The sequence below is a fragment of the Acetobacter estunensis genome, from assembly GCF_019083805.1.
GTDB classification, from domain to species: Bacteria; Pseudomonadota; Alphaproteobacteria; order Acetobacterales; family Acetobacteraceae; genus Acetobacter; species Acetobacter estunensis_A.
Map to the genome: position 1 here is coordinate 49,573 of NZ_JAHRDV010000012.1, position 19,306 is coordinate 68,878.

Annotated in this window: 18 protein-coding genes and 1 tRNA gene; 16 read left to right on the forward strand and 3 right to left on the reverse strand. The window is 60.9% G+C overall.

What is annotated here, in order from left to right; all coding sequences use genetic code 11:
* Positions 1–111: 111 nt before the first annotated feature.
* The 13 genes from truB to hflX all read left to right on the forward strand — a co-directional run bounded on the left by truB (position 112) and on the right by hflX (position 15,495).
* Positions 112–1,035, forward strand: coding sequence for a tRNA pseudouridine(55) synthase TruB (truB, locus tag KUA11_RS13285; RefSeq protein ID WP_217411097.1), 924 nt, complete (start codon positions 112–114; stop codon positions 1,033–1,035).
* Between the two features lie 16 nt (positions 1,036–1,051).
* Positions 1,052–1,321, forward strand: coding sequence for a 30S ribosomal protein S15 (gene rpsO, locus KUA11_RS13290; RefSeq protein ID WP_166313238.1), 270 nt, complete (start codon positions 1,052–1,054; stop codon positions 1,319–1,321).
* 104 nt (positions 1,322–1,425) lie between these two features.
* Positions 1,426–1,596, forward strand: a complete 171-nt coding sequence (locus tag KUA11_RS13295) for a hypothetical protein (RefSeq protein WP_217411099.1) — start codon at positions 1,426–1,428, stop codon at positions 1,594–1,596.
* A gap of 46 nt (positions 1,597–1,642) precedes the next feature.
* Complete coding sequence (pnp, locus tag KUA11_RS13300) at positions 1,643–3,790, forward strand: polyribonucleotide nucleotidyltransferase (RefSeq protein WP_217411101.1); 2,148 nt, start codon at positions 1,643–1,645, stop codon at positions 3,788–3,790.
* A 143-nt stretch (positions 3,791–3,933) separates the two neighbouring features.
* Positions 3,934–5,352 carry an NAD(P)H-dependent flavin oxidoreductase gene (locus KUA11_RS13305; RefSeq protein ID WP_217411149.1) on the forward strand — a complete coding sequence of 473 codons (1,419 nt, stop codon included), beginning with the start codon at positions 3,934–3,936 and terminating at the stop codon, positions 5,350–5,352.
* 37 nt (positions 5,353–5,389) lie between these two features.
* The gene (locus KUA11_RS13310) at positions 5,390–6,004 is read left to right on the forward strand and encodes a LolA family protein (RefSeq protein ID WP_217411103.1); all 615 of its coding nucleotides are present in this window, start codon (positions 5,390–5,392) and stop codon (positions 6,002–6,004) included.
* 296 nt (positions 6,005–6,300) lie between these two features.
* Positions 6,301–7,410, forward strand: coding sequence for a tRNA dihydrouridine synthase DusB (gene dusB, locus KUA11_RS13315; protein WP_217411105.1), 1,110 nt, complete (start codon positions 6,301–6,303; stop codon positions 7,408–7,410).
* Positions 7,411–7,435: 25 nt separating this feature from the next.
* Positions 7,436–8,560: a two-component system sensor histidine kinase NtrB gene (locus tag KUA11_RS13320; RefSeq protein WP_217411151.1), complete on the forward strand. Its 1,125-nt coding sequence runs from the start codon at positions 7,436–7,438 to the stop codon at positions 8,558–8,560.
* 36 nt (positions 8,561–8,596) lie between these two features.
* Entirely contained in the window at positions 8,597–10,030 is a 1,434-nt protein-coding gene (ntrC, locus tag KUA11_RS13325; protein WP_217411107.1) for a nitrogen regulation protein NR(I), read from the forward strand.
* Positions 10,027–12,297 carry a sensor histidine kinase NtrY-like gene (locus KUA11_RS13330; RefSeq protein WP_217411109.1) on the forward strand — a complete coding sequence of 757 codons (2,271 nt, stop codon included), beginning with the start codon at positions 10,027–10,029 and terminating at the stop codon, positions 12,295–12,297. The genes ntrC and KUA11_RS13330 overlap by 4 nt, the downstream gene beginning before the upstream one ends.
* On the forward strand, positions 12,287–13,675 hold the full coding sequence (gene ntrX / locus KUA11_RS13335) for a nitrogen assimilation response regulator NtrX (RefSeq protein ID WP_166313245.1): 1,389 nt from the start codon (positions 12,287–12,289) through the stop codon (positions 13,673–13,675). The genes KUA11_RS13330 and ntrX overlap by 11 nt, the downstream gene beginning before the upstream one ends.
* 202 nt (positions 13,676–13,877) lie before the next feature.
* Positions 13,878–14,198: an RNA chaperone Hfq gene (hfq, locus tag KUA11_RS13340; RefSeq protein WP_217411111.1), complete on the forward strand. Its 321-nt coding sequence runs from the start codon at positions 13,878–13,880 to the stop codon at positions 14,196–14,198.
* Positions 14,179–15,495 carry a GTPase HflX gene (gene hflX, locus KUA11_RS13345; protein WP_217411113.1) on the forward strand — a complete coding sequence of 439 codons (1,317 nt, stop codon included), beginning with the start codon at positions 14,179–14,181 and terminating at the stop codon, positions 15,493–15,495. The genes hfq and hflX overlap by 20 nt, the downstream gene beginning before the upstream one ends.
* A gap of 132 nt (positions 15,496–15,627) precedes the next feature.
* Here the strand turns inward: hflX and KUA11_RS13350 are convergent.
* From KUA11_RS13350 to KUA11_RS13360, 3 genes are all read right to left on the reverse strand, one after another.
* A tRNA-Asp gene (locus KUA11_RS13350) sits at positions 15,628–15,704 on the reverse strand.
* 325 nt (positions 15,705–16,029) lie between these two features.
* Positions 16,030–16,554, reverse strand: a complete 525-nt coding sequence (ahpD, locus tag KUA11_RS13355; protein ID WP_217411115.1) for an alkylhydroperoxidase, AhpD family — start codon at positions 16,552–16,554, stop codon at positions 16,030–16,032.
* 107 nt (positions 16,555–16,661) lie between these two features.
* Positions 16,662–17,204, reverse strand: coding sequence for a peroxiredoxin (locus tag KUA11_RS13360; RefSeq protein WP_217411117.1), 543 nt, complete (start codon positions 17,202–17,204; stop codon positions 16,662–16,664).
* 204 nt (positions 17,205–17,408) lie between these two features.
* On the opposite strand from KUA11_RS13360, the gene KUA11_RS13365 reads away from it, so the two are divergent.
* From KUA11_RS13365 to KUA11_RS13375, 3 genes are all read left to right on the forward strand, one after another.
* Positions 17,409–18,371, forward strand: coding sequence for a hydrogen peroxide-inducible genes activator (locus KUA11_RS13365; RefSeq protein ID WP_217411119.1), 963 nt, complete (start codon positions 17,409–17,411; stop codon positions 18,369–18,371).
* Between the two features lie 134 nt (positions 18,372–18,505).
* Complete coding sequence (ykgO, locus tag KUA11_RS13370) at positions 18,506–18,631, forward strand: type B 50S ribosomal protein L36 (protein ID WP_003625637.1); 126 nt, start codon at positions 18,506–18,508, stop codon at positions 18,629–18,631.
* 84 nt (positions 18,632–18,715) lie between these two features.
* Positions 18,716–19,285, forward strand: coding sequence for a hypothetical protein (locus KUA11_RS13375; RefSeq protein ID WP_217411121.1), 570 nt, complete (start codon positions 18,716–18,718; stop codon positions 19,283–19,285).
* The last annotated feature ends 21 nt before the right edge of the window (positions 19,286–19,306 follow it).

The window sequence follows — 19,306 nt, forward strand, 5'->3', positions numbered from 1 at the left end:
CGATGGGCTCTTCCCGTGCGGATGAGCATTGCCCGACGCCGCCCCGTTCGCTAGACCGCCGCCTTCGCACGGGCATCCGTCCGCGCATCGGGTTCAGGGGCTGGGGGTGAAATGGCGCGCAATCGGGTTCGGAAGGGACGGCCGCTGGATGGGTGGCTCGTCATCGACAAGCCGACAGGCATTACATCCACGGCCGTCGTTGCCATCGTCAAGCGGGCATTTAACGCGCAAAAGGTAGGGCATGGGGGGACGCTGGACCCCTTGGCAACCGGTCTTCTGCCGATCGCTCTGGGGGCGGCCACCAAGACCGTGCCTTACATCATGGACGGCACGAAACGGTATCGCTTCACCCTGCGGATGGGAGAGGCGCGCGATAGCGATGACGCCGATGGCGCCGTGACGGCCATCTCCGATGTGCGGCCGACGGATGAGCAATTGCGCGCGGCGACGGTGGGACTAACGGGTGACATCATGCAAGTGCCCCCCGTCTTTTCCGCTCTCAAGGTGGCGGGCGAGCGGGCCTACGACATGGCGCGTGATGGTCGTCCTCCCGAACTGCCGCCGCGTCCTGCACGGGTGGATCGGTTCGAGCTGATCGAGCGCCCGGATGCGGATCACGCCGTGTTCGAAGTCGAGTCCGGCAAGGGCGTTTATATGCGCTCGCTGGCGCGCGATGTGGCACTGGCCTGCGGGACGCTCGGGCATATCGCCGTACTGCGGCGGCTCAGGGTGGGGCCTTTCACGGAAGCGGATGCGATTTCGCTGGACAAGCTGGCCGCAAGCGCCGAAGAAGGCCCCGCTTCACCGGAACTTCTGCGTCCGGTCGCGACCGCGCTGGCCGACATCCCGGCGCTGGCCCTGACCCCGGACGAAGCGGTTCTCCTGCAGCACGGGCAGGCTCTTGGTCTGCTGGATTTCGTCGGTCGCATCCCGGAAACGGGCGCTGATGGAATTGTCCGTGCGATGGACGGGGAGCATGTGCTGGGGCTCTGCCGCCTTGAGGAAGGATGGCTGAGGCCCGTTCGTTTGCTTTGAATTCTGGGAGACGACGATGTCGATCACAGCTGAGCGCCGTACGGCGCTGATTGAGGAATACCGCACGAATCCGACCGATACGGGTTCGCCTGAAGTGCAGGTTGCTATCCTTACGGAGCGCATCAACAACCTGACCGAGCATCTGAAGACGCACGCGAAGGACTTCCACTCGCGTCGTGGTCTGCTGGTGATGGTGGGTAACCGCCGTGGCCTGCTCGACTACCTCAAGCGCAAGAGCCAGCAGCGCTACGAGACGCTGATCGGACGTCTGGGTCTGCGTCGCTGAGCATGACAGGTCGGGTGTAGGGTGGCGTATCCGCTGTTTTACCTGCGCCGATAATCCTGTATGGGATCGCCCGAGGCACCGCTTTGCGGGGTCTCGGGTTTTTCATGCCCGGATTCCGGGTTCATCCGCGCCGAACCGGCCGTCGCAAGGGTTCGATCCGTTACGGCGTTTCAGGCCACATGGCGTCCTGGCGTTTTGCGCCAGCCACCATGCCGTCCGAGACGCTGTCCGCATTCGGGTCGTCCACTCTCCTGAACGGATTTGTCTGTTTCTGAGAGAAGGCGAGGCTCCTCCGTTCGGCCTGAAGTAAGGTTCGACTGAATGTTCAACTACTTCCGCAAGGAAATCGAATGGGGCGGTCGCCCGCTGATTCTGGAGACGGGCAAGATCGCTCGTCAGGCGGATGGCGCAGTTGTTGTGACCTATGGCGAGACGGTGGTGCTTTGCACCGCGGTTGGCGCCAAGACCGTCAAGCCGGGGCAGGACTTCTTCCCGCTGACCGTCAATTATCAGGAAAAAGCCTATGCTGCGGGCAAGATTCCCGGCGGCTTCTTCAAGCGTGAAGGGCGTCCTTCCGAAATCGAGACGCTCAACTCGCGTCTGATCGATCGTCCGATCCGTCCGCTGTTCCCCGAAGGCTTCCGTAACGAAGTTCAGGTCATCACGACCGTTCTGAGCCACGACATGGAAAACGATCCGGCGGTTCCGGCTCTGATCGGTGCTTCGGCGGCTCTGACGCTCTCCGGCATTCCGTTCTTTGGCCCCGTCGGTGCGGCGCGTGTCGGTTACAAGGATGGCGAATACATCCTGAACCCGACCATCGACGAGGTGAAGGAAAGCGAACTTGACCTCGTGGTTGCCGGCACGGCGGAAGGCGTGCTGATGGTGGAATCGGAGGCGTCCGAGCTTTCCGAAGCCACCATGCTTGGTGCCGTGAACTTCGGCCACAAGGCGTTCCAGCCGGTTCTCGACGCCATCATCGCGCTGGCCGAGCATGCGGCGAAAGCGCCGTGGGAACTCGAAGGTCCGAGCAAGGAGGCCATCGCGCTTCGCAAGAAGGTCGATACTCTGGGCCGCAAGCTGTTCACCGCAGCTTACAAGGAAAAGGCCAAGCAGGCGCGTTACGAGAAGCTCGCTGCTGCTAAGAAGACGGTTCTCGACAAGCTGACGGCCGCTGATCTGGACGCCGAGGCGGCCAAGCCGATGCTCAAGGAGCTTGAGGCCGATATCGTGCGTGGCGCGATCCTCGATACAGGTCTGCGCATCGACGGGCGTGACCTGACGACGGTTCGTCCCATCGTGTCCGAGGTCGGTATCCTGCCGCGTGCGCATGGTTCGGCCTTGTTCACGCGCGGTGAGACACAGGCGCTGGTGATCGCAACGCTCGGCACTGGTCAGGACGAGCAGGTGATCGATGCGCTGGAAGGCGAATATCGCACCAACTTCCTGCTGCACTACAATTTCCCTCCGTTCTCGGTGGGTGAGTGCGGTCGCACCGGTTCGCCGGGACGTCGTGAGATCGGTCATGGTAAGCTGGCATGGCGCGCCATTCATCCGCTTCTGCCGACAAAGGCCGAGTTCCCCTACACCATGCGCGTGGTCTCCGAGATCACGGAGAGCAACGGTTCGTCCTCCATGGCGACGGTCTGCGGTTCTTCGCTGGCGCTGATGGATGCGGGTGTTCCGCTGAAGCGCCCGGTGGCGGGTATCGCCATGGGCCTTATCAAGGAAGACCGTGGCTACGCCGTGCTGTCCGATATCCTTGGTGACGAGGATCACCTCGGCGACATGGACTTCAAGGTGGCGGGAACCGAAAAGGGTGTCACTGCGTTGCAGATGGACATCAAGATCACGTCCATCACGCCGGAGATCATGGAAATCGCGCTTGAGCAGGCGCGTGGTGGCCGTCTGCACATTCTCGGTGAGATGAGCAAGGCGCTGACGGAAGGACGTTCGGACGTGTCGGCGACGGCACCGAAGATCACGACCATGAGCGTGCCCAAGGAGAAGATCCGCGATGTGATCGGCTCCGGTGGCAAGGTCATCCGTGAGATCGTGGAATATTCCGGCGCCAAGGTGGATATCGGGGACGATGGCACGATCACGATCGCTGCGATGTCCGACGACCAGGCGCAGAAGGCCATTTCGCGCATCAATGGGATCGTGGCGGAGCCGGAGATTGGCCGTATCTATGACGGCAAAGTCGTCAAGACGGCGGATTTCGGAGCTTTCGTAAACTTCCTTGGTGCGCGTGACGGGCTGGTTCACATCTCGGAATTGGCGCAGGGCCGCGTCGGTCGCACGACGGATGTGGTCAAGCAGGGCGATGCCGTGAAGGTCAAGGTCATCGGTTTCGATGATCGCGGCAAGGTGAAGCTCTCCATGCGGGTTGTGGATCAGGCCACGGGTGCCGACATCACCTCCGAGGTGGGAGAGAAGCCCGCTCGCGCTCCGCGCCGCGAGGACTGACATCGTTTGACGACGGGCAGTTGGTGGGGCGGGCGCCGTGACGGAGTGGTCACGGCGCCCGCCTGCGTATGGCGCAGCCTCTGGCAATGATCCCGGTGCGGATGACCGCATCTGGTATGAACAGAAACGACGATGAGACAGGCATGAAGGCGATCAACGCAGTTAGGTTGGGCGGAGCGGAGATTCTGCCGCTGGTCGAGGGCGGGAAGGGTGTGTCCGTCTCTACCGGTGAGTCGGCCGGCGCCTGGGCCGAGGCTGGTGGTGCGGGCACTATCTCCATCGTCAATGCCGACAGCTACGATGAGAACGGCAATGTCGTGCCGCAGATCTACAGGGGCAAGACCCGACGGGAACGGCACGAAGAACTGATCGACTACGCGATCCGGGGCGGCATCGCTCAGGCGCGGATCGCGCATGAGCGTGCAGGCGGCAAAGGACGTATCCACGCCAACATCCTGTGGGAAATGGGCGGTGCTGAGCAGGTCATCACGGGTGTTCTGGAAGGGGCTAAAGGGCTGATCCAGGGACTGACCTGTGGCGCGGGTATGCCTTACCGTCTGTCCGAGATCGCAACCCGTTTCGGCGTTTACTATTACCCGATCGTGTCGTCGGCACGCGCGTTCAATGCGCTGTGGAAGCGCGCCTACAGCAAGAGCTCCGAGTTGCTTGGGGGCGTGGTGTATGAAGACCCGTGGCGCGCGGGCGGACATAACGGCCTGTCCAACACCGAAAATCCGCTGGCGCCGGAAGATCCGTATCCCCGTGTGGCGGCTCTGCGTAAGCTGATGCGGACCTTCGGGCTGGGCGATACGCCGATCATCATGGCCGGTGGTGTGTGGTGGCTGGAAGAATGGCAGGACTGGATCGACAATCCTGAACTGGGGCCAATCGTTTTCCAGTTTGGCACGCGTCCTCTGCTTACGACGGAAAGCCCTATTCCTGAAGCATGGAAGGCGCGTCTGCGCACGTTGAAAAAGGGCGACGTCTATCTGAACCGCTTCTCACCGACGGGCTTTTATTCTTCTGCTGTGAACAACAGTTTCCTTCAGGAACTGCGTGAGCGTTCGGAGCGGCAGGTGGCGTTCTCGCCAGAGCCTCTCGGCGAACTGGTGGCGAGCTATGGTGTGGGCGCACGTAAGCGCGAAGTCTTTGTGACGGAAGCGGATCTGCTGCGTATTCGTGCGTGGGAGGCCGATGGTTTCACGGACGCCATGCGCACACAGGATTCCACGCTGATCTTCGTAACGCCGGAGCGCGCACGCGAGATCGTGGCGGATCAGGTTGCCTGCATGGGCTGTCTCTCGGAATGTCGGTTTTCCAACTGGAGCCAGAGGCCTCCCGAATACAGCAACGGCCACAGGGCTGATCCCAGGTCGTTCTGCATTCAGAAAACGTTGCAGAACATCGCGCACGCGCATGGTCCGGATGAGGAAGAGATCGCGGACCACAATCTGATGTTTGGCGGCACGAATGCGTGGCGTTTCGCCACGGACCCGTTCTATTCGAACGGTTTTGTACCCACGGTCAAACAACTTGTGGAACGGATTATGACGGGCCGCTGAGGTCGTCTGGCGTTACGTCTTGTCAGCAGGTGAAAGCATGTTCTTGCGTTCGTTCGTCGTTATGAGTGGCCTGTTCCTGACGGGTGTGACGATGTCTGTGGCCGGTCACGCCGAAACCGTGCTGACGCCAGCCGATCAGGGATGGGTCGCGCGGGTGCAGGACGCCATGAATGGCGTTACGACACTTGAGGGACGTTTCCAGCAGGTTGCTCCTGATGGGCAGCGCACGACGGGGCGTGTCTGGTTGGCGCGGCCCGGTCGCATGCGCTTTGAATATGACAAGCCAAGCCCACTTCTTCTTGTGGCCAATGATGGAAAGGTTGTCTTTCGGGATTCGGAGCTCGATCAGACCACCGAAATGCCACTTGAACGGACACCGCTTGGACTGTTGCTGGCGGAACATCTTTCTCTGTCGGGAGATGTGACCGTGACCGATTTTCGGCATGAAGACGGCATATTACGTGTTGCCGTTGTGCGCACGGCGTCACCGGGAGAGGGGACGCTTGAAATGATCTTCTCTGCCCAGCCCGTGGCCCTGCGGGGGTGGATCGTTACCGATGCTCAGGGGCACCATACGCAGGTGATGCTGAGCGATCTGAAGGGCGGAAGACCGTTGTCACCTGATCTATTTGTTCTGCCGCACGGCGGTTGATCTCAAGCGGTGGGGTGTCGTCGCAACTGTGTCGATGCTTGAACACATCTGAAGGCGTGGGGCATATCCTTTTCGGTGTTTCTTTGATATTCCGCGCGAATGCTTGAGGATGCGTCCAGTAAGATATGATTTTGTAAATAATTTCAGTGAGCCTTTCGGTGAATTTTATCGTGAATATGGGGTGGAGCTAAGACTTTGTGTCATGTCGAACGGAAGCAGCGTTTTGTTGGAGATATCCACACTCATTGATTGAACGGTGATGTCTGTCGGATTAAGACCGAAGCATCATGCAGAACATGGACACGACAAAGATATCTCCCTTAAGGCTGGCTCCCATCGACCTCGGTGGTGTGGTGCTCGACACCCCGGTGATCCTTGCTCCCATGGCCGGTGTGACGGATCTGCCGTTCCGTAGGCTTGCGCGCAACTTGGGTGCGGGGCTGGTCGTCTCGGAGATGATCGCATCGTGGGCGATGGTGCGTGAGAACGCCGCCACGCTCCGTATGGCGGAGGTAGCAGACGGCGAGGGGCCGAACTCTATCCAGCTTGCGGGCTGTGAACCCGAAGCGATGGCCGAGGCCGCCCGCATTGCCGTCGCGCATGGCGCAAATATCGTGGACATCAATTTTGGCTGCCCTGTGCGCAAGGTGGCGGTGGGCCAGCAGGCCGGCTCCGCTCTCATGCGGGATGAGGTGATGGCCGCGCGGTTGCTTGAAGCGACCGTCAAAGCTGTGGACGTGCCGGTCACGCTCAAAATGCGTATGGGCTGGGACCATGAGCATCTCAACGCGCCTTCACTTGCTCGCATCGCGCAGGACTGCGGAATCCGTATGGTGACAGTGCATGGCCGCACCCGTCAGCAGTTCTACAATGGCGTCGCCGACTGGCGTTTCGTGCGGCGGGTGAAAGAGGCTGTGGACATTCCCGTCATCGTCAATGGTGACATCATCACCAAGGAAGACGCACGCACGGCGCTTGAGCAGTCGGGCGCAAATGGGGTGATGATCGGGCGCGGTTGTTATGGGCGGCCATGGTTTCCCGGTCATGTGGCAGCCTATCTTCGGACAGGGATTGCCCCGCCAGAGCCTGACCTTGAGACAGAACGCGGCATTGTGCTTGAGCATTACGACATGATGCTGCGCCATTTCGGTGAACAGCCGGGGCTGCGGCTCGCTCGCAAGCATGTTGCGTGGTACTCGGCTGGACTGCCGGATTCGGCGGGTTTCCGTGCTTCCATCACGCGAATGGACGATGCGAAGGCCGTGATTGCGTCCATCAATACGTTTTATGATGAGCAGATCGCCCGTGGTGCCAGTCATACGCCCCGCCGTTCCCGCGAGGGGCAGATGGCGTCGTCCGAGAACGTGATGACAGATTGCTGCACGGATGGTCTTCAGGCGGCATGAGCAGGCAGTGGCGGGCGCAGGCCGGATGAAGAACCGGTCGGCCAATGAAGCGGTCGCTCCGGATGCGGCATTGCTGCTGGACACCTTGCCGGTTCCCATCATGGTAATGGGAAAAGACGACGCCATTCTGGGGGTCAACAACGCAGCCGAGATGTTCTTTGCCCGCTCGCGGGCTCTTCTTTGTCAGGAGCATCTGGGGACACTGCTTCCTGCGGATCATCCGCTTTTTCCCCTGATCGCGCAGGTCCGTCGCAGCGGTGTCATGGTGACGGAGCATGACGTAGAGCTGACCTCTCCCCGTTTTCATCATGAAGATATCTGCGTTCATGCCTGCGCGGTCCCGGAATGGCCCGATCGGGTAATGCTGGTTTTTCAGGATTTTTCGTCCACTCGTGCGCTCGACCGGCAACTGACGTTCCGCTCCGCGGCCCGGAGCGTGTCAGGAATGGCGGCCGTTCTGGCGCATGAAGTGAAGAACCCGCTGTCGGGCATACGCGGTGCGGCCCAGCTTCTGGAAAGCTCCGTTAGTGAGGCGGACCGGGAATTGGCGGTTCTCATTCGTGATGAAGCCGACCGCATTCGTGCTCTGGTCGAGCGAATGGAAATGTTCGGGGAAAAGCCGGTCGGCCGGCGGCCGGTCAACATCCACCAGATTCTCGAGCATGTGCGAAAGCTCGCGGAAAAAGGCTTTGCCGCAGGGATACCGATTGTCGAGCGGTATGACCCTTCCTTGCCCCATGTGTGGGTCAACCGCGACGAGCTCGTGCAGGTGCTTCTCAATCTGGTGAAAAACGCGGCCGAGGCCATTGTGGAATCCGGGCGATCGGGGACCATCACTCTCCAGACCGCCTACAGGCAGGGCGTGCGGCTGGCTCTTCCCGGTTCTCCAGAGCGTAGGCATCTGCCTCTGGTGGTTACGGTGAGGGATACGGGACCGGGTATTCCTGAGGCCATCCGGCCCCATCTGTTCGAGCCATTTCTGACCACCAAGACCTCGGGTTCAGGGCTCGGGCTTGCTCTAGCCGGCAAGATCATCAACGATCATGGGGGAATAATCGAAGTCGAAAGTCGTCGCGGATGCACCGAGGTGAGCCTTCTTCTTCCCGTGGTGACGGATGCTGGGCGGCGTGAGCGTGAACATGGCGAGTAAACGGGCTGGAGCGAGCAGGCGGGATGTGCAGGCGCCATGAGCGCCCCCGTTGTTCTGGTCGCCGATGATGATCGGTCCATCCGCACGGTTCTCGGACAGGCGCTAGGTCGAAACGGATACGAGGTGCGGACTACGCCCAGCGCTTCCACACTGTGGCAGTGGGTGGAGGCAGGAGAGGGCGATCTGGTCATCACCGATGTGGTGATGCCCGAGGAAAACGGGCTCGATCTGCTCCAGCGTATCCGAACCTTCCGTCCCGATCTGCGTGTGATCGTGATGAGCGCCCAGTCAACGCTTGTGACGGCCGTAAAAGCCACCCAGCGCGGCGCGTTCGAATATCTGCCAAAGCCCTTCGATCTCACTGAACTGCTGGCCGTGGTGGAGCGGGCGCTCGAGGAGCCAGTCCTTACCTTTGAAGAAGGCGGTGAGCCCGCGCCCGAAGAGCGCATGCCGCTTCTGGGCCGTTCGGTGCCCATGCAAGACATCTACCGCGTTATCGCCCGCCTCACGACGTCCGATCTGACCGTCATGATTACGGGTGAGAGTGGAACGGGCAAGGAACTGGTGGCGCGGGCGCTGCACGATTACGGACATCGCCGCACCGGGCCTTTCGTAGCCGTCAATCTGGCCGCCATTCCCAAGGATCGCATCGAGACGGAACTGTTTGGACAGGAAAGCGGAGGCGGTCGCGTTTCCGGTCGCTTCGAGCAGGCGGCGGGTGGCACCTTGTTTCTCGATGAGGTAGGGGACATGCCGCCCGAGGCGCAGATACGGCTTCTGCGCGTGCTTCAGGATGGCGAATTCACTGTCACGGGCGGCCGTCGCGCGATTCGCGCCAATGTGCGGATCATTGCCGCCACTCAGAAGGATCTGCGTCAGGCGATTGCTGCCGGTACGTTCCGTGAGGATCTGTTCTATCGGCTCGATGTCGTGCCCATCCGTGTTCCGCCTCTGCGTGATCGGGTGGAGGATATTCCGCTGCTCGCCCGTCATTTCCTCGATGAAGCGCAGGAGGAGGGGCACACTTCCAAGACCTTGACACCGGATGCTCTCGATCGGCTTCAGTCGTGGCGCTGGCCGGGCAATGTGCGCGAGCTTGCCAATCTCATGCAGCGCATTGTGGCGCTTCATCCCCAAGAGAGTGTGACGGCTGCGCTGATCGAGGCGGAACTGGCCGGTGCGCAGCCTGAAACGACGGGAACGGGTGGCCCACGGGAAGAGGAATCGTTAGCAGACGTGGTGACACGTCATATCCGGCGTTATCTTGCCATGGGGGATGAGCACGGTGATGGGCTGCACACGGCCCTGCATGAGCACATCATTGCGGAAGTGGAGCGTCCTCTATTGCGTGTCGTGCTGGAGGCCACGCGGGGCAACCAGATCCGTGCAGCTGCCATTCTGGGATTGAACCGCAACACGTTGCGCAAGAAGATCCGTGAGTTGGACATTCCCTTGGGCAAGGGACCATGAACTCCTCGGATCAGCCTGTGGAAAAGAAGGGAAGCGTGAAGCACTTCCTCGAGTTGCGTGGTGTGTGGGTCACGCTCGCGGCGCTAGCGCTCATGCTGGTGTTTGCAATGTTCGTCGTGCTTTCAGGAGGCGCGGCGCTGGCCCATCACCCTCACATACAAAACGCTGTCTTTGTGCTGGGAGGGCTGGCGCTGGCGTTGCTGGCGTTGACAAGCGGCCTGCGTGTGCGGCGACTCATCAATGAGCGGCAGTCGGGAGAGGGGGCGGGTGCGCGGCTGCATGTGCGGCTTGTGCGGCTCTTTGGCCTTGTCGCGGTGGCGCCGACCATTGTGGTGGGCATCTTCGCTACTCTGTTTTTCGATTACGGCATCCAGATATGGTTCTCGGATCGGGTGAATACGGCGCTGAACGAGGCGCTGGAAGCATCGCGCGGGTATCTGAGCGAGCACAACGCCAACATCCGCACCGAGGCCTTTTCCCTGTCGAACTATCTGGTCAGCGCGGAGAACGAGCTTCAGGTCAACGGCACCGATCTGCTGCATGATCCGGACACGCTCGGGCAGATGCTCGACAGTCAGGCCACGATCCGCGGCCTGACGGAAGCTGTGGTGTATGATCCCATCACCAACCGCGTAATCGCCACAGGCGGTCTGCTCAGTCGTTCAGGCTATGAACAGCCTCTGCCGCCGCCAGCCGCCACGATGATGGCGCGGACTAATGACGTGGCGATCTATGACAGCCCCGACGAGAAAGTGGTGCGCGCTGTCGTGGCGCTGGGGGAAACACCGGAGATGATGCTGGTCATCACTCGTCCGGTTGATCCCGAGATTCTGGGGCATATGCGCAAGACCGAGAAGGTCGTCGCGGATTACAGGCGCCTCGATCACAACCGTACGAAGATCCAGACCACCTTCGTGATGATTTTCGCGCTTGTGGCCTTGCTGGTGTTGCTCGCCGCCGTGCTAATGGGGCTGGCGCTCGCCACCCAGATCGCCCGTCCTCTGGGATTACTCATGGACGCATCGCGTCGCGTCAGTGAAGGCGACCTTGCCGTGCGTGTGCCGGAGGTTGGACGCGACGATGAGATCCGTAATCTCTCGCATGCCTTCAATCTTATGACGGATGAACTGGCCACTCAGCGCACCAAGCTGATGGAGGCCTATGCGCAGATCAACGAGCGGCGACGGTTCACGGAGGCCGTGCTCTCGGGTGTTTCGGCCGGTGTGATCGGGCTGGACTCACTGGCGCGCATCGAACTTCCCAATCGGGCGGCGTGTGAGCTTTTGGGGAAGGATCTTACTCTGGAGGTCGGGGTGCCGCTGGCTGAGGTGATCCCCGAGTTTGCCCCAATGCTTGCGCCATTGTGCGACGGGACGGATCGGGCTCTGACCCGTGAGGTGCAGATCGGTGAGCCGGGCAGCCGTCGCGTGCTGTTCGTGCGGGCAGCGGTCGAACTTCGCAATAATGTGACGGAGGGTTATGTCGTCACGTTCGATGACATCACCGCTCTTCAGGCGGCCCAGCGCAAGGCAGCATGGGCGGATGTGGCACGCCGTATTGCGCACGAGATCAAAAATCCCCTCACACCCATCCAGCTCGCCGCCGAGCGGCTCAAGAGGCGGTTCCTGCGTGAGATCACCACCGATCCAGACACGTTCAGGCAGTGCGCGGACACCATTGTCCGGCAGGTGGGCGATATCGGTCGCATGGTGGACGAGTTCTCCGCGTTTGCCCGCATGCCGCAGCCGCGCATGGCGGAGGAGAACCTCAACGAGATCGTGCGTGACGCGCTGGTGCTTCAAAAAGGCGCGCACCCGGATATTTTCTACGATGTGGTTCTGCCCGAAGAGGGACTCCGGCTGTCGTGCGATCGTCGGCAGCTCGGTCAGGCTCTGACCAATCTTTTGCAGAATGCTGCGGATGCCATCGCCATGACCGGGCGACTGGGGCAGGGGAACGGTGAGGAAGAGAATGGAAAGGCGGGTGGACATATCCGCGTGGAGGTGCGGCATGACGGCGCGCGCGCGCGGATTATCGTCACGGATGACGGAGTTGGACTGCCGGGAGAAGACCGCGACAGGTTGACCGAGCCCTACGTTACGCACAAACCTCGGGGGACGGGTCTGGGGCTGGCCATTGTCAGGAAAATCATGGAAGACCATGAAGGGACAGTGGAACTCAGGGATCGTCCCGACGGGACAGGCACCGAGGTGATCCTCAACCTGTCGATCAAGGCCGGAGTGCAGAAGGAAGACGATGGCGTATGAAATCCTGATCGTCGATGACGAACCGGATATCCGCATGCTGATCGAAGGCATCCTTCACGACGAAGGATACGAGACACGCGTTGCGGGCGATTCCGAAGCGGCATTGGCGGCTTTTCGCGCGCGCCGGCCTTCGCTGGTTATTCAGGATATCTGGTTGCAGGGCTCGAAGCTTGACGGGCTGGATGTGCTCAAGACCATGCAGGTCGAGGATCCGACTGTCCCGGTTGTGATGATTTCGGGGCATGGCACGATCGAAACCGCCGTGAGCGCATTACAGCATGGCGCTTACGACTTCATCGAGAAGCCCTTTCAGTCCGACCGTCTGCTGGTCGTGGTTCGTCGTGCGCTGGAAGCGTCGCGTCTGGAACGTGAGAACGCGGAATTGCGGCTGCGCGCCGGGCCCGAGAGCACCCTGTTCGGTGAGAGCGGCACGATTGCCAATGTCCGTGCCCAGATCGAGCGCGTGGCGCCGACCGGTTCGCGTGTGCTCATCACCGGCGCGCCGGGGGCAGGCAAGGAAGTCGCGGCCCGCATGATCCATGCGCGATCGCGCCGTGCGGATGGTCCCTTTATCGCCCTGAACTGTGCGACACTGGCACCGGGTCGGTTCGAGGAGGAACTGTTCGGGCTGGAAGGGGCGGAGGGCATTCCGCGTCGCATTGGCGTGCTGGAACGCGCTCATGGCGGCACATTGCTGCTCGATGAGGTCTCGGACATGCCGCTGGAGACTCAGGGCAAGATTGTCCGCGCGCTTCAGGATCAGAGCTTCGAGCGGATCGGTGGGTCCACACGGGTGAAGGTGGACATTCGCGTCATCTCCACGACCAATCAGGATCTTCAGGCCGAGATCGCGGCAGGCCGTTTCCGTGAGGATCTTTATTATCGGCTGGCCGTCGTGCCTCTGCGGATTCCCAGTCTGCGCGAGCGGCGCGAGGATATTCCCGAATTGGCCCGCATGTTCCTGCGCCGAGCTGCCGAGACGGCCGGGTTGCCGGTGCGCGAACTCAGCGCCGATGCGATGGCAGCGCTGCAGGCTTATGACTGGCCGGGCAATGCGCGCGAACTGCGCAATCTGATGGAACGTCTGCTCATCATGATGCCCGGCAGCGGCACCGATCCGATCCGCGCCGACATGCTGCCGCCCCAGATCAGCGAAGGCGCTCCGGCGCTCCTGAAGTTCGATTCCAATGCCGACATCATGAGCCTGCCGCTCCGCGAAGCGCGGGATCTGTTCGAGACGCAGTATCTGCAGGCACAGCTTCTGCGTTTTGGAGGCAATATCAGCCGTACGGCGGGATTTGTCGGCATGGAACGCAGCGCGCTGCATCGCAAGCTCAAGCAGCTTGGCGTCACGTCGGAGGATCGTGCCACAACGTGAAGAGGCGTTCTGTTTCTGCTGTCATCTGGTATGCGTGATGCACAGCCTGAAATTGATACGCGCGCCTGTATTCCTTACATGCGCGATTGTGGCATGATCGCCATCAAACCTGTTCCGAACCGGGGCACAGGCGGTCTGCCGCCCTGACGCACCTTTGATTACGGGCGGAAGAACAAGAACGAACAAGAAACAGGACTGCATCGTGGCAAAGACACCGACCCAGAACGTCCAGGACGTCTTCCTTGGCCATGTGAGGCGCGGGAAGGCGCCGGTCACGATTTTCCTCGTCAACGGCGTCAAACTTCAGGGCGTCATAAGCTGGTTCGACGACGAAACCGTCCTCCTGCGACGCGACGGCCACACCCAGCTTGTCTACAAACATGCCATCAGCACTGTCATGCCCCTCGTGCCCGTCAATGTCTTCGAGGCTCCCAACGGGAGTGCGGGCGTGACGTCCGGCGCGGAGCGCGAGGCGACCCTTCAAGCGGAGAGCGACGAAACTCTTGCCGACGACATCTACTGAAACAGCCACCCCGGCCACCCGCGCCGCTGTCATCCTCCCATGGGAAAAGCCTGATCGCGATCAGGATGCCCGCGCCGCTGACGCGCGACTGGAGGAAGCGATCGGGCTGACCTCTTCCATCGGGCTGGTTGTGGTGCTCAATGCCGTGCTGCTGCTGCGTTCCCGCCGTCCTGCGACCCTGCTTGGGGCCGGGCAGGTCGACTCTCTGCGTGAAGCCGTGGCGCGGGAAGAGGTCAAGGTCGTGGTCATTGACGCCCGGCTGTCTCCCGGCCAGCAGCGCAATCTGGAGAAAGCTCTCGGCTGCAAGGTGATCGACCGGACGGGGTTGATTCTCGACATCTTCGGCGCGCGCGCTGCAACCCGTGAGGGGTCGCTTCAGGTCGAGTTGGCGCATCTGGAATACCAGCGTTCGCGTCTGGTGCGTCTGTGGACCCATCTGGAACGTCAGCGCGGTGGCTTCGGCTTCCTTGGTGGCCCGGGCGAGACGCAGATCGAGGCGGATCGCCGGATGATCGGTGATCGCATTGTTCGGCTGAAAAAAGAGCTTGAGCAGGTCCGTCGCACACGCGGACTGCATCGCAGCGCCCGCAAGCGGGTGCCGTTCCCGATTGTGGCGCTTGTGGGCTACACGAACGCGGGCAAGTCCACCCTGTTCAATGCTCTGACCGGCGCGAGCGTCTATGCGCAGGATCAGTTGTTCGCCACGCTCGATCCCACCATGCGGGCGATTGAGCTGCCGTCCGGACGAAAGGTGATCCTGTCCGATACGGTGGGGTTCATCAGCGATCTGCCGACGGAACTGATCGCGGCCTTTCGGGCAACGCTGGAAGAAGTGGCGGAAGCAGACATCATCCTGCATGTGCGTGACGTGGCGCATCCCGATACGGCGGCACAGAGAGCCGATGTGTTGTCCGTTCTGGGTGATATGGAACGCGATCACATGCTGGACGCTCATTGGCGCGACCGGGTGATCGAGGTTCTTAACAAGGCTGATCTGCTCGGTGGTCCGGAAAACGTGCCTGTGCGTGAAAACACGGTGGCCATCTCAGCAATTACGGGAGACGGACTGCCGGAACTTCTGGCGGCAATTGATGCCCATCTGACCGAATCCATGGTGACCGCTCGGTATGACATCCCTGTGGAGAAAGGGGATGCCATGGCGTGGCTGTATGAGCATGGGGAAGTGCTGGAGCGTCAGGATGACGAAATGCGTATCGTCGTCACTGTGCGGATGCGTGCCGAGGATCAGGCGCGGTTCGACCGGCTGTTCCCAAAACTTCTGGCACCAGAGTCCTGATACACAGATAGCGCGGAAACCATCGTGGTTTTCGCGCTTTTTGGCGCCTATATGCGCAAGTCCTGATGAACCATCGAACAGGTCCAGAAAAAGACCCTGTGGTTCAAACAGCGCTACTTTTTTTAGGAAAAGTGGCGCGAGTGACGGGGCTCGAACCCGCGACCTCCGGCGTGACAGGCCGGCGCTCTAACCAACTGAGCTACACCCGCTTTTTTCAGTGACCCGGTGTTCCGTGCCGCTGTTGAGGGGCTTTATACTCGGGTTTTCACAGCTTGCAACACCGTCTGGCGAAAAAAACGCACGTTTTGGTCCGAAGGCGTGAAATTTGACGGAAATATTAGGAAGATCAACATGTTGCCAGAAATGTGGAAGGCGCTTGTGCGTGGCTTCGCTTCAACGATTGTGTGAGGGGTAAGGGTAGCCTGACTTCACCTTGGTGTTCCAAGCGTTCCCACAAGAGGATTTCAACGAAAACAACCCCGTGGTCTGAGCGGCCAGCCTGTCGTGCCGCCAGACCACAGGGGCTTTTAAGGCTCAGTTCGCAGGAGCGGCTTCTAGTGCAGCGGCAACACCATGAAGTGTCGCAGCGATGCGCACGGCAGTCTGGACCTGTTCGCTCGACAGACCGCCTTCACGAACCGCGCGCTCGTGGCTTTGCACGCACATCTCACAGCCGTTGATGGCGGAGACGGCAAGCGACCAAAGTTCGAAGTCCACCTTGTCCACGCCGGGACGGGCGATCACACTCATGCGAAGCTTTGCGGGCATCTGCGTGTAGTCGCCACCCACCATATGCGTGAAGCGATAATAGATGTTGTTCATGCCCATGATCGCAGCGGCGGCCTTGGCGGCGTTGAGCGCTTCAGGTGAGAGCTTGCCGCCGAATTCGTCGAGAATATCGCGGGTCAGTTCTGCGTTGCGGCAGGCGATGGCGCTGGCGACGAATGTTCCGGCCAGCTTCTGTTCATCAAGTGTGATGTCGGAGGCGAGGCTGCTCAGATTGAGGCGCAAGTCCTTTGCGAAATCGGGAATGCGGTCCTTGAGTGCGTCAATCGACATCGTGTTTGGCCTCGGTGGAAATTTCGGTGGGTAAGGGGTTAAGGGAAGGGAAGGGAAGGGACGTGGCGTCCGCGCAAGGGCGGACACCACGATTCCCGGTCGTGCGATCAGCCCTGAAGGAAAGCGTCGCCCTTCTTCCAGTTGCACGGGCACAGCTCATCGCTTTGCAGACCGTCGAGGATACGCACGATTTCCTGCGGGTTACGGCCCACCGAGAGATCGTTGACCGACACGTGACGGATGATGCCGTGCGGATCGACGATGAAGGTGGCGCGCAGATCGACGCCTGCGTCCTTGGCAATGATGCCCAGAGCCTCGGACAGCTCGCGCTTGATGTCGGACAGCATGGGAATCTCAAGCTTCTTGAGGTCCTCATGGTGCAGACGCCAGTTCAGGTGAACGAATTCGCTATCGATGGACGCGCCGTAGACCACGGCATCACGATCAGCGAAGTCCTTGGCCAGCTTGCCGAACGCCACGATCTCGGTCGGGCAGACGAAGGTGAAGTCCTTCGGCCAGAAGAAAACGATCTTCCACTTGCCGGCATTGGACGTGTCGGAAATCTGGACAAACTTGCCCTCCAGACCTTCCGGGCCACCCGGAACGGCGGTCAGATCGAAGCTTGGAAACTTGTCGCCTACTGTCAGCATCGGAATGCTCCTTGCATGTAGCGGTAATTGAGACAGGAAACCGGTTCCGGCCCCCTGCGGACCCTATCCATGACAGCAGGAAGAGGGAGGTGCCAATGAATAATTCAGCATGGCATGATCGACGCGATCGATGGTCGGATTTGCTTTTTTAATAAGATATTCGATCATACTCCCGCACAACCAACGTGGCGGAGAGAATACGACATGGTGGCGTTTCCATCGCCTCAACAGTTGAGATACCTGCTAGCACTAGCGGAACTGCGCCATTTCGGGCGGGCGGCGACGGCCTGCTCGGTGACGCAATCCACGCTTTCCGCCGGTATTCTCGCGCTGGAGCGGCAGCTTGACGTTCAGCTTCTTGACCGGGAAGTGGGCAAACGCGTGGTCTTCACGCCGCTGGGCGAAGAGATTCTGCGACGGGGCAGAGTCGCGCTGGAAGCGTTGGAGACAATCTGTCAGGTAGCGGAAGCATCGCGCGATCCGATGACGGGACCAATGCGGCTGGGCATAATCCCCACCATCGGGCCGTTCATTCTCCCGCGCCTTGTGCCGTTGGTGAGCGCTCTCTTTCCGCGAGTCCGACTTTTCATTTCCGAGGACATGACGGAGCGCCTTCAGGAACGGTTGATGACGGGACGGCTGGATGTCCTTCTGCTTGGCATGCCGTGTGACTGTGACGGGCTTGAGACGACCCCTTTATGGCGCGATCCGTTCGTGCTGATCGTCCCGCCGGGGCATCCACTGGAGGCGTTGCCCGTCGTTCCACTTGACCAGCTGACGGGTGAGCGGATGGTTCTGCTTGAGGACGGTCATTGCCTGCGGGATCAGACGGTGGATGTGTGCCGACAGGGAAACAATTGGGCGGATAGCGAGCCGGAGGCCATGCACACGGCGTCCTCCCTGCATACGCTGGTGCGCATGGTGGGGCAGGGGCTGGGAATCGGCCTCGTGCCGCAGCTTGCGGTCGATCATGGTCTTCTGGACGGGGCAGGTGTGGTGGCGCGACCGCTGACGGGCGGACCGGTCTGGCGGACCATCGGACTGGGATGGCGGCTCCGCTCGCCGCGCGCCGAGGACTTTCGGACGCTTGCAAACGGTTTGCGGCGGTTGGGGCCTGAGGGGACCGTGATTGCGGGAAACGCGTTGGAGGCAAGGATCGGTTCTTGAAGAAAAGCAGCCACAAGGCACGGTTTTCCTAGGTTGAGTGGGTGTTGTGCGTTGACTTTCCCGGTCTGGCTTCGTATGTCGCAGCACCTTTTGTTGCAGGTTTCCTGCAGCCGCATGAATGAAAGAAACGGGTCATGAAGATCAGAAACAGCCTCAAGTCCGCTAAGGTGCGTGACAAGGACTGCCGCGTCGTTCGTCGTCGTGGCCGCGTCTACGTCATCAACAAGAAGAACCCGCGCATGAAAGCGCGTCAGGGCTGAAACCTGACCGTCATGTCCTATGACATGCAGCGCAAGGCCCGCCCGTCAGCTCCTCACGGAGGCTCACGAGGCGGGCTTTTTCGTATGCTCACGGTGCTCTCTGTATGGGGGATGGTCCCGCCGGTGCTGTGCCATGCGGCACCGTCAACGACAGCCATACCCGCTCCGGGCGCGAAAGACTCCAGGACGGATCTAGTGGCGCGGCTGGCTCATGCCCAATCCGCTCAGGAGGCTGCGCTGATCCGTCAGGCGCTTGAAGAGCTGCGGCTCAAACCCGTTCGTCCGGCCACGCAGCTTCTTGTGCGCCGCGCCACGCGGGAACTGGGCGAAGACAAGCCTGCAGACGCGATCGAGGATATGGGAGCGGCTCTTGCTCTACAGAGCGATGTCGCGGCCTTGTGGCGGATGAGAGCACAGACGCGTCTGTCCGGTGGTGATGCGCAGGGCGCCATCAGCGATCTGGGTGAGGCTCTTCAGCGCGACCCTGAAGATGCCCAGTCATGGCAGACACTGACATCGGCTGAAGAGGCGGCAGGAGCCAACGACGCTGCGCTGAAAGCGTGGGAGCATGTCATGGCGCTCGACCCGCTGATGCCGGGAGCGACGAAGACATACGATAAGCTGAAGCTCAAGGCGTACGGACAGCCGACCTGACGCTGAAGGAAAACCGTTTCT